This is a genomic window from Sphingomonas sp. PAMC 26605 (assembly GCF_000241485.1).
GTDB lineage: Bacteria > Pseudomonadota > Alphaproteobacteria > Sphingomonadales > Sphingomonadaceae > Sphingomonas.
Map to the genome: position 1 here is coordinate 24,591 of NZ_JH584241.1, position 9,217 is coordinate 33,807.

10 protein-coding genes are annotated in these 9,217 nt (G+C 68.2%); 8 read left to right on the plus strand and 2 right to left on the minus strand.

Annotated elements, in window-relative coordinates; translation table 11 throughout:
* The 3 genes from RH90_RS23840 to RH90_RS00130 all read left to right on the plus strand — a co-directional run.
* On the plus strand, positions 1 to 1,870 hold a 1,870-nt coding region (locus RH90_RS23840; RefSeq protein WP_010183117.1), incomplete at its 5' end, for an eCIS core domain-containing protein.
* Between the two features lie 16 nt (positions 1,871 to 1,886).
* Positions 1,887 to 2,381: a competence protein J gene (gene comJ / locus RH90_RS00125; RefSeq protein WP_010183118.1), complete on the plus strand. Its 495-nt coding sequence runs from the start codon at positions 1,887 to 1,889 to the stop codon at positions 2,379 to 2,381.
* A 196-nt stretch (positions 2,382 to 2,577) separates the two neighbouring features.
* Positions 2,578 to 3,258 carry a LuxR C-terminal-related transcriptional regulator gene (locus RH90_RS00130; protein ID WP_010183120.1) on the plus strand — a complete coding sequence of 227 codons (681 nt, stop codon included), beginning with the start codon at positions 2,578 to 2,580 and terminating at the stop codon, positions 3,256 to 3,258.
* A gap of 34 nt (positions 3,259 to 3,292) precedes the next feature.
* Here RH90_RS00130 and RH90_RS00135 read toward each other — a convergent pair whose 3' ends face one another.
* A complete protein-coding gene (locus RH90_RS00135; RefSeq protein WP_051124600.1) occupies positions 3,293 to 3,721 on the minus strand; it encodes a winged helix-turn-helix transcriptional regulator in 429 nt (142 codons plus the stop codon).
* 89 nt (positions 3,722 to 3,810) lie between these two features.
* On the opposite strand from RH90_RS00135, the gene RH90_RS00140 reads away from it, so the two are divergent.
* From RH90_RS00140 to RH90_RS00150, 3 genes are all read left to right on the plus strand, one after another.
* Entirely contained in the window at positions 3,811 to 4,389 is a 579-nt protein-coding gene (locus RH90_RS00140) for an FMN-dependent NADH-azoreductase (protein WP_010183122.1), read from the plus strand.
* A gap of 228 nt (positions 4,390 to 4,617) precedes the next feature.
* Entirely contained in the window at positions 4,618 to 5,022 is a 405-nt protein-coding gene (locus RH90_RS00145; protein ID WP_010183124.1) for a hypothetical protein, read from the plus strand.
* A 246-nt stretch (positions 5,023 to 5,268) separates the two neighbouring features.
* A complete protein-coding gene (locus RH90_RS00150; RefSeq protein ID WP_037492574.1) occupies positions 5,269 to 5,757 on the plus strand; it encodes a PilZ domain-containing protein in 489 nt (162 codons plus the stop codon).
* Between the two features lie 21 nt (positions 5,758 to 5,778).
* Here RH90_RS00150 and RH90_RS00155 read toward each other — a convergent pair whose 3' ends face one another.
* Positions 5,779 to 7,272, minus strand: coding sequence for a DUF4403 family protein (locus RH90_RS00155; RefSeq protein ID WP_010183127.1), 1,494 nt, complete (start codon positions 7,270 to 7,272; stop codon positions 5,779 to 5,781).
* Positions 7,273 to 7,414: 142 nt separating this feature from the next.
* Between RH90_RS00155 and RH90_RS00160 the strand changes: the two genes are divergently transcribed.
* Positions 7,415 to 8,422, plus strand: coding sequence for a polysaccharide deacetylase family protein (locus tag RH90_RS00160; RefSeq protein WP_010183128.1), 1,008 nt, complete (start codon positions 7,415 to 7,417; stop codon positions 8,420 to 8,422).
* 10 nt (positions 8,423 to 8,432) lie between these two features.
* Positions 8,433 to 9,212, plus strand: a complete 780-nt coding sequence (locus RH90_RS00165) for a glycoside hydrolase family 75 protein (protein WP_010183130.1) — start codon at positions 8,433 to 8,435, stop codon at positions 9,210 to 9,212.
* The last annotated feature ends 5 nt before the right edge of the window (positions 9,213 to 9,217 follow it).

Below are 9,217 nucleotides of genomic sequence, written 5' to 3' on the forward strand. Positions count from 1 at the left end.
CGCGACGCGCGGTGGCGACCCGCTGCCGACACCGGTGCGCGCGGCGATGGAGCCGAAGTTCGGCGCCGATTTCTCGGGCGTGCGGGTCCATCGCGGCGGCGACGCCGAGGACAGCGCGGCGTCGATCGGCGCGCGCGCCTATACGGTCGGCAACCACATCGCCTTCGGACGCGGGCAATGGGCGCCGGGCACCGAAGGCGGCGACCGGCTGATCGCGCACGAACTGACGCACACGTTGCAGGACGGCGAGGGCAGCACCGCGCGCACCGTGCGCGCCGATCTGTTCGACGATTTGGGCGACGCGGCGGGCGCGGTCGCGGGGGCGGCGGGCGATGCCTATGATTCGGCGAAACAGGCCGCGGGCGCGGTGGCCGAGACGGTGGGCTCGGCCGCCAGCAGCATCGCCGATACGGCATCGGGGGTGGCGAGCAGCGTCGCCGGGACCGCGCGCGACATCGCCGGCGGCGTCGCCAATGCCGCGAGCAGCGCGGTCGATTGGGTGCTGACCGAGGCGGGTGAACTGGCGATCGCGGGCGCGCGCGCGATCGCCGCGCATTTCGGCGGCGATGTCGAGATCGGGCCCGACGGTCTGATCATCACGCTGCCCAATGTGCCGCTGTTCGATTCGCGCCACATCGAGATCGCGCCGCCCGGCCGCCGCGAATTCATCACGCTGGTCGGTGCCGGGGTGGCGCTCGGCCCGGTCATTCTGATCGGGCGGATCGGCATTCCGCTTTCGCCGCCGATCATCAACGCCTTTCTCGGCCCGGGGCGGCTCCAGAACATCCGCATCCGCGTCGATCCGTTCGGCAGCGTCTACAGCGCGGCCGGCGAATTCTTCATGGGCGCGGCGATCAACGGCGCGATCGAGACGGGCCTCGGCGCGCGGGTCGATGCGATCACCGCGATCCCGATGGACCCGCCGATTCCGGTCGATGTCGCGGTCGAGGGCGGGCTGCTCGCGGTGCTCAACGAATCCGCGGTCGGATCGCTGCAGGAAGGGGTTCTGCTCAGTTACGACCATGGCGAGATCGGGCTCGATCTCGACACGCAAGTGCGGCTGGGGTTGATCATGAGCGCCACGCTCAACGGCTATCTCAACGCGCAACTCTATGATTTCGAGCTGTGCGAATGGATCTGGCCGATCGATGGCGCGCGCTGGGAGACGTCGGCCGGGGTGCAGCTCGATCTGCCGATCAGCATCACTTACTCGGGCGGTGGCCTCAACGCCGACGTGGGATCGCTAACCGCGATGCCCTTCCCGGCGGGCGACATCGAGACCGGGCTGGTCGAATATCAGCCGCAATCGCATTGCCTGTCGTGGCAAGAGGTGATCGCCGAGCTCTGCAAGCGCGGCATCCTGCCGCCCGAGCTTTGCCCCGAGCCGGAGGAAAAACCGACGCCGCCCGGCGCGAAGGGCAAGGGCAGCGGGACCGGGCCGAATCCAATCGATCCGGTCGATCCGGTCGGTCCGGTCGGCCCGACAGCTGCCGCGCTGCCCAAGATCTACATCGATCCCGGCCGGTATCCCGAATCGGCCGATCACGCGAACGAAGCGATCGGCACGGGCAAGCCGACCAAGGTGAAGATCGATCGGCCCGGGGCGAGCGGCCGGCGCCGTCGCTCGGTCGGCGCCTACAAGCGCGCGCACGATTGCGACGGGGCCAACCATCGCAAGCCGCCGTGCGCCAAGTCGGGCCAGGATTATGACGAATATCCGCAGGCGGTGTTTGCCGAAAACGGCGGCAACGCGCATGTCAAACCGATTTCGGCGTCGGACAATCGCGGCTCGGGATCGTCGGTCGGCAACCAGTGCCGCCCCTATAGCAACGGAACCAACGTGCGCATCGTCGTCGGCCCCCAACCCTGATCGTTAGGAGACTCCCGTGGAACTCGCTCGCTTCGACGTCGCCGTCGTCCAGAACATGGTCTATGTCTTCAACGCCGGCATCGACGCGCCGTTCAACGACTGGTCCGACACCGCACTGGCGCAGGGCTTCAGCTGGCGCGACGGCTCGGTCGGATTCCTCCTCTTCACCGATTATGACCCGGCCGACCTGTCGGCGCGCGTGCACCTGGGCGAAGACGCATCGCCCGACGGCGCCACGCGGATCATCCGCGTGCCCTTCCGGGTCGATGCCGGCGGCAAGGTCTGTGTGTCGGGGATCTACGAGGAGGGCGATCGGTCGGTCGCACTCGATCCGGGCAGCTACGACCTGTTCTTCGCGCTGACGCCCGGAACGCCGGCGACCGACGACGCCAACGGTCGGCTGTCGGCGACGTTCAGCTTCGTTACCGGCGACCGTTCGGCCGCGATCGAGCGCGCCGACGACGAGCTCGATCCGCCCGCGGCTTTCGCGATGGACGCCGAACCAGGCTGAATCCGCCGTTAAGCCCGTTTTGTCTGCCGTTGCTGCGACAACGGTTGTTCAGCGCGGGCTTTTCCTTTAAAAAAAGGATCCGGGATGCTTCCGAGCGGGCGGAAGACTCGCTGCGTTATGTCGAGCTTGATGATCCAATAGGTCAGCTAATGACCCAATATGGTCGCACATACAGACGCGGTGAGGGAGCGCAGCTGTGGGCATCCGGATTATCGTCTATTCGCCAGTGAAGCTGTTCGCGGAGGGCGTCGCGAAATGCCTCGGGGATTCGATCACGGAGTTTGCCGTGGCCTGGTCGTCGCTCGATCGGCTGTCCGAGCTTCTCGTCCGCGAACGGACCGATGTGCTGCTGTTCGACGTCACCGATGCGAGCGGCCTTCAGGCGGCACGCCGGATCATCGTTGCGCATCCCACTGTCCGCGTACTCGCGCTCGCGCTTCCCGAAGTCGTCGATCGCGTCATTGCCTGCGCGAAGATCGGCTTCCGCAGCTATGTACCGCGCGACGCGAGCCTCGATGAATTGTGCGACGTGGTGGTGCGCGCGCTGCGCGGCGAAGTCGTGTGCGATCCGGTGGTGACGAGCGGGCTGCTGCGCGAGCTCCGGCAGCGCGACGAAGCTGCCGAGCCGCCGATCGACGGAGACGCCGCTGTCCCGCTCACGCCGCGCGAGTGCGAGGTTTTCGGCTATTTGCGGCAGGGGCTGAGCAACAAGGAGATCGCGCGCAAGCTCGGCCTCAGCGCCGCCACCGTGAAGAACCATGTCCACAATATCCTCGGCAAGACCCGGTTGCGCAACCGCGTCGAGACCCGCACGATGCCGCGGCTCGAGCCCTGGCCGGCGCTGCTGGCGACAGGCGTCGCGAGCAAACTCGGGTAACCCCGGGACCCGGAATGCGGCGCCCCGATGTCCGTCAGGCAGGACCCGCGGACGAGTCATGGTCGGGTCTGGTTCGCGGCAGTACGGGGTTCGCCTGTCTCGCCATATCGTAGTGAAGGCGGTTTTCGTCGATCAGTTCGAGATGCCGGCCAGCCCAGGCGCCGAGCGCGCGCAAGGGCTGCGACAGCGAATGGCCGAGGTCGGTCAGCGCATATTCGACCTGGGGCGGGACGGTCGGATACACCGTCCGGCTGACCATGCCGTCGCGCTCGAGCGCCTTCAGCGTCCGCGTCAGCATCTGCTGCGAAATCCCGCCGATCGTCCGCTTGATGTCGTTGAAGCGCCGCGGGCGCTCGATCAGGACCATGACGATCATCACCGTCCATTTGTCGCCGACGAGCGAAAGCACGCTGTTCATCCGGCGACAATCGGCGCTGACGCCGGGGGTGGGAGGCATATCCATGTGACCTGGTCCTAAAAATATGCGTTCTTGGCGGGGCGTCTGCGGTCACATAGCTGCTCCTGGTCACAAATCCAGACCGGAGACGACCAATGAAACTGCTGCATCTCGATTCGAGCATCATGGGCGCCGCCTCGGCGAGCCGTGCGATTTCCGCCGCCGTGGTCGACCATCTGCGCGACGCCGATCCGACGCTCGACATCACCTATCGCGACCTCGCCGCCGAGCCGATCCCGCACATGACGCTCGACACGTTCATGGCGCTGGATCGGGGCGAGGAGGTGCAGCAGTTTCTCGACGCCGACATCGTCGTGATCGGCGCGGGGTTCTACAATTTCTCGATCCCGAGCCAGTTGAAGGCTTGGGTCGATCGCATCGCGGTGAAGGGCAAGACCTTCAGCTACGGCGAGAACGGTCCGATCGGGCTCGCCGCCGGCAAGCGCGTGATCGTCGCGCTCGCGCGCGGCAACGTCTATGGCGAGGGGTCGCCCTATGCGACGTACGAGCATGCCGAGACGCTGCTGCGCTCGATCTTCGCGTTCGTCGGCGCAGACGTGGATGTCATCGTTGCCGAAGGCCTAGGGCGCGGCGAAGACGCGCGTCGCGTCGCGATCGAGGCTGCCCTCGCGCGGGCGCGCCTGACGTCGCCGTCATTCGTCGCCCCGGCGTGACGGTCTGATCGGTACGGCCTCGTGCACCGAGCGCGCGTGCGCTCCGCGTGCGGGGCCGTCCTTTCGCGATCGAGCGCGGAAGGCGTGGCCCGCGAACGCCATGCGGCTGCGCAACGACCGGCGGGGGCCCGCGCGTCAAAATGATCGCGCCGCGACGCGGAGCGAGCGTCGGCGCGTCTATAATGGATCGGTTGGAGTCTTGCAGGGGGCGGTTCGGGAGAAAGATCGATGACGATCAGCGTGCACGGTGTCGGATCCGCCGAGGCGACGAGCTGGCCTCGGCTGCCGCTGACCTTTGCCACGCTGATGTCGGCGTTGCGCTCGAACAATCTCGCCGCGGCGCGTCAGGCCTATGACGATCTCCATAGCGGGCTTCAGCCGCAGGTCGGCCGGCTGATCGACCCCGTCGGGGCGGCGCTCGGCGCAGGCGATCTCGCGCAAGCCGGCCGGATGCTCGGCCAGATGCGCGGCGATCTCGCGTCGGTATCGCGCACGGTGGCCGTGCCGCCCGGCGTCGCGCCATCGCTCGACGCCGGCTCGGCGTCGGCGCCCGTAACCGCTACCAATACGCTGTCCGCCGCCAGCGCCGATCCGACACGCGCGGCGTCGATCGTGCTCGACTGGCTGGTCTGACCGTCTCGATTTGAACCGCCGTGAAAAACCCGCGCGCGACGGCCGATCGCGCGCCTGTCGCGCTACAATGAACTCGGGAGCGGCGGTGCCCGCCGTCGCGCCCGTGTCCGTACCGCCTCGGGAACCCCCCTTGATCCCGATTGAGGCGGCAAAGACCAGCTCCGGCCGGGCATCCCCCTGCCGCCCGGCCGGGGCTGGAATTCGGGCACGACCGTTCGGAGCAACGCCAACAGAGGGCGCGAAAGGATGCGAAAGCGCGAGCAGCGGATGGCGATACGGGCGCGCGCCCGGCTCAAGCAAGGCGGGGGCTGGTCCGACGTCGTCGTGCGCAACGTTTCTCGCCGCGGGCTGATGCTCGAGGCGAGCACCCCCCCGGCTTGCGGGACCTTCGTCGAGCTTCGGCGGGGGAGCAGCATCGTCATCGGCCAGGTGCGCTGGGTGCAGGACAACCGGTGTGGATTGCTCGTGCAGGATCGGATCGATCCGCGCATATTCCTCGCCGCGCGTGACGGTTCGGACCCGTGGCGGCCGGGCGACGCCGATCGGCGCGCGCTCGCGCGACCCGGCACGACGCAGAATCTCGCGCGCAGCCAGGCTGCGGCACGCGCCGGGCAGTGGCTCGGCGTCACCCTGGTCACGCTGGTCGGCGCTTATGTCATCGTGTCGGCCGCGCATTCGGCGCTCGCCCGGCCGATCGCGCAGGTTGCACAGGTGCTCGCGGCGCCTAGCCGCTGACGCACCGGCGTGCGCGGCGGCTCAGCGCGGGCGATACGCGATCGTCGCCTGGCCGGCCGCGCGTACCGGCATGAACAGCCCCTTGCCGGTGACCGCGAGCGTGCCGTTCGTCACGCGGCTGACATCGGCCGACAGGACGAAATCGCCCTCGCGCCGCGCGCCGATCGCTTTGCGCGCAGCGCTCAGCACCTTGGCATAATCGGGCGCGAAGTCGTGCGAGAGTCCTTGCGCGATGCTTTCGCGAATCGAGCCGTCGTTGAACAAGGCGACGAGCAGATTGGTGATCTCGCTGTCGGTGTCGGTGGCGATCGCCACGTCGCGGACGCGCACCAGCTGTGATCCGGGGACGTTGTACGGAATCGCGGTAAGCCACACTTCGCCCTTGGTGGCGAGCAAGGCATTCTGCCGCGCCTTGGCCTTGGCGACGACCCCGACCGCGAGATGCCCGCCGGTCGTCGCATAGACCGTGACCTTGCCGAATGCGACATCGACCGGGCCGATCCCGGCGAGCGCAATCCCCTTCTGCGCGCGCTTGAGCAGCGCACGCCGCACCACCGGCTCGAGCTGCGCATAATCGGCGAGCACCGGGATGAAGAAGTTCAATCCGCGCCGGCCGATCTTCCGCGCGGGCGGCGGCAGCGGCGTCGCGACCGGATCGGCCGGGCGATCCCCGACAAAGGTCTCGGTCAGCGCGTCGGCCGCGAGCGTCAGCGTGAGCGATCGATGATCGATGCTGTAGCCGCCGACGCCGAGCTGCTTGGGGGTGATCCGCATCCACGCCGGTGGCCGCTCGCGGTTGAGCTGGAGCGCGGTGAACCCCTGTTTCCAAGCACTGGCGAGCCTGGCGCGCAGCTTGAGCTTGTCGAGCTCGCGCGGCAGCGTCTGCTCGAGCTTGGCGATCACCGGCTTCAACCTCGCATCGGCCTTGCTTGCGAATTCGATCCGCTGGCCGAGGAAATCGATCCCCGGCGCCGTCGTCCAGTCGTAATCGATCGTGATCCTGGCGCTCGGCTGCCAATCGCCGATCACCGAAAGCCGCGCGACGGCATGGACGATCGCGTCACCGGTCGCCGTTTTCGAAACGATCCCGCCGACCTTCTTCGCCGCCACCGTGGCATGGATCGGCATGGTGATCGTCAGCCGGTCGCCACGCCCGCCGAGCACGAGCTTGCCACGCCGCACCTCGCCGACGATCTCGCAGCCGAGCTTGGGCAGCAGCTTGACCTTGGCGATGCCGAGATCGACGCGCTTAGGCGCGACGCACGCGTCGAGCCGCTTGTCGATGCCCCACAGCCGCTGCGGGATCTGCGTCTCGAGCGCGCGCTGCAGATCGTCGAGCGAGCCGGTGATCGGCACGACGATCGACGAGGTCTGGAGCGGAAAGTCGGGCGCGGTATCGACGCGCGGCGGGGCGGGCGAGCGCACCGAATGGCTGCACCCGGTGGCAAGCAGCAGCGGGAGCACCGCGGTCCACCCGATCGACCGCGCGATTCGCTGCTGCTGCAATATGTCCATCGGCCTTACTACGCCTGCCCCGGCGTTCGGTTCATTCGCCTCGGGGCTTGTTTCGCGTGCCGCCGACGCCACATCCGCATCCGTCGCCACGCTGATCGTTTCCCCGACCCGGCGTTATCGTTCTCGCCGGAGCAGGACCAGCATGTTCGACCCTCGTTTCCTCGGCGTTCGCGCGCGGCTCGCGGCTTGCGCGCTCGCGGCGCTTCTCACCGCTACGGCGGCGCCGCTCCATGCTAAGGGCGTCGCGATCACGTTCGACGATCTGCCGGTCTATGGTCGCTTCTGGACCGCCCCGGAAGGCAAGCAGGTCACCGATCATCTGCTTGCCGGAATGACGCGCAACCATTGGAAGGCAACGGGCTTCGTCAACGAGATCGAGCTCGACGCCGCCGACCGGCCGGCGCGGATCGCCTTGCTCGCGGCCTGGCTCGACGCCGGGATGGACCTCGGCAACCACACCTATTCGCACCCGTCGCTGACCAAGACGCCGGTCGAGGCCTATATCGCGGATGCCGCGCGCGACGAGACGGTGACCGCGCCGCTGCTCGCAGCGCGCGGGCGGCGCGAGCGCTGGTTCCGCTATCCCTTTCTCGAGACGGGGACGACGCAGGCAGTGCGGACTCGCTTCGAGGGCTGGCTCGCCGCGCATGGCTACCGCGTCGCGCCGGTGACGATGGAGAATAGCGACTGGCAGTTCGCCACGCTCTATGACGACGCCGTCGCGCGCGGCGACATGACGGCGGCCGCGCGGATCCGCGAGCAGTATCTCGTCTTCACGCGCGCGATCGTTGCCTGGTACAAGCAGGCCGCGATCGGCATGCTCGGGCGCGAGCCGAGCTTCGTGATGCTGCTCCATGCCAGCCGGTTGAACGCCGCGAGCATCGACGCGCTCGCCGCGATTTTCCGCGCGGCGCAGCTCAAACCGATCACGCTCGATGCGGCAATGCGCGATCCGGCGTATCGCACCGCCGATCATTATATCGGGCCCGATGGCAACGAATGGCTCGAGCGCTGGTCGGAGACGCTGCACAAGCGCCTGCCGTTCGAGACGATGCCGCGCGTGCCCCAGGCGATCGTCGCACGCGATGCGCGGCTCGAGGCGATCCCGGATCCGCACGCGCCGGCGGGCGTTGTGGCACCGCATCTGTGAGAGCGGCACGATGATCTTGCGACCTCTGCTGATTGGACTGCTCGCGATCGCGGCACCCGCCGCCGCGCCGGCCGCGCGCGCGCCCGCGGTCGATCTGTCCGCCGGCCAGTCGCTCGACGAAGCCTATCGGCAGGAATTCGGGATCTGCGACGCCAAGGACCGCTTTCGCGGGCACCGCGTCCATGGCTGCCGCGACGATCCCAATGCGGTGACGGCGTTGCGTCGCCTGCCCGACGGGACGATCGCCTATGCCTCGAAGCTCGCGGTCGACCTCGATGGCTCGCCCTTCGCGTGCAGCCCCGCGCACGGGTCGATGGACCAGTGCCCGACCGCGCTGATGCTGTCCGACGGGCGCGGCGGCGAGGTGCCGATCGACGCCGATCGTATCCCCTATGTCGTGATTCCGTGGGAAGGGCCATCGGACGTCGAGGGGCAATTCACCGCGCTGACCGGGGTCAAGGCGGGCGATTTCGGCTATGTCGTCCATGACGGCGTTACCGTGCCCGTCATCGTCGGCGACACCGGACCGTTCGAGAAACTGGGCGAGGGGTCGATCGCATTGCACCGCGCGCTCGGGCGCGAGTTGTGCGCCAAGCGCGACAAAGCGGGCGTGTGTGTCCGCGTGGTCGAGCCGATGGAGAGCATCCAGGGGGATGTCGTCACGGTGCTCTTCCCCGGCAGCGCGCGCGACGATCTTACACCAGCGACGATCGCGCGGACGATCCCGATCGAAGTCGCGCTGCTACGCGCGCAGGCGGCGCGGCGGAGTTCGCACCACATGAAAGGCTAGCGTAC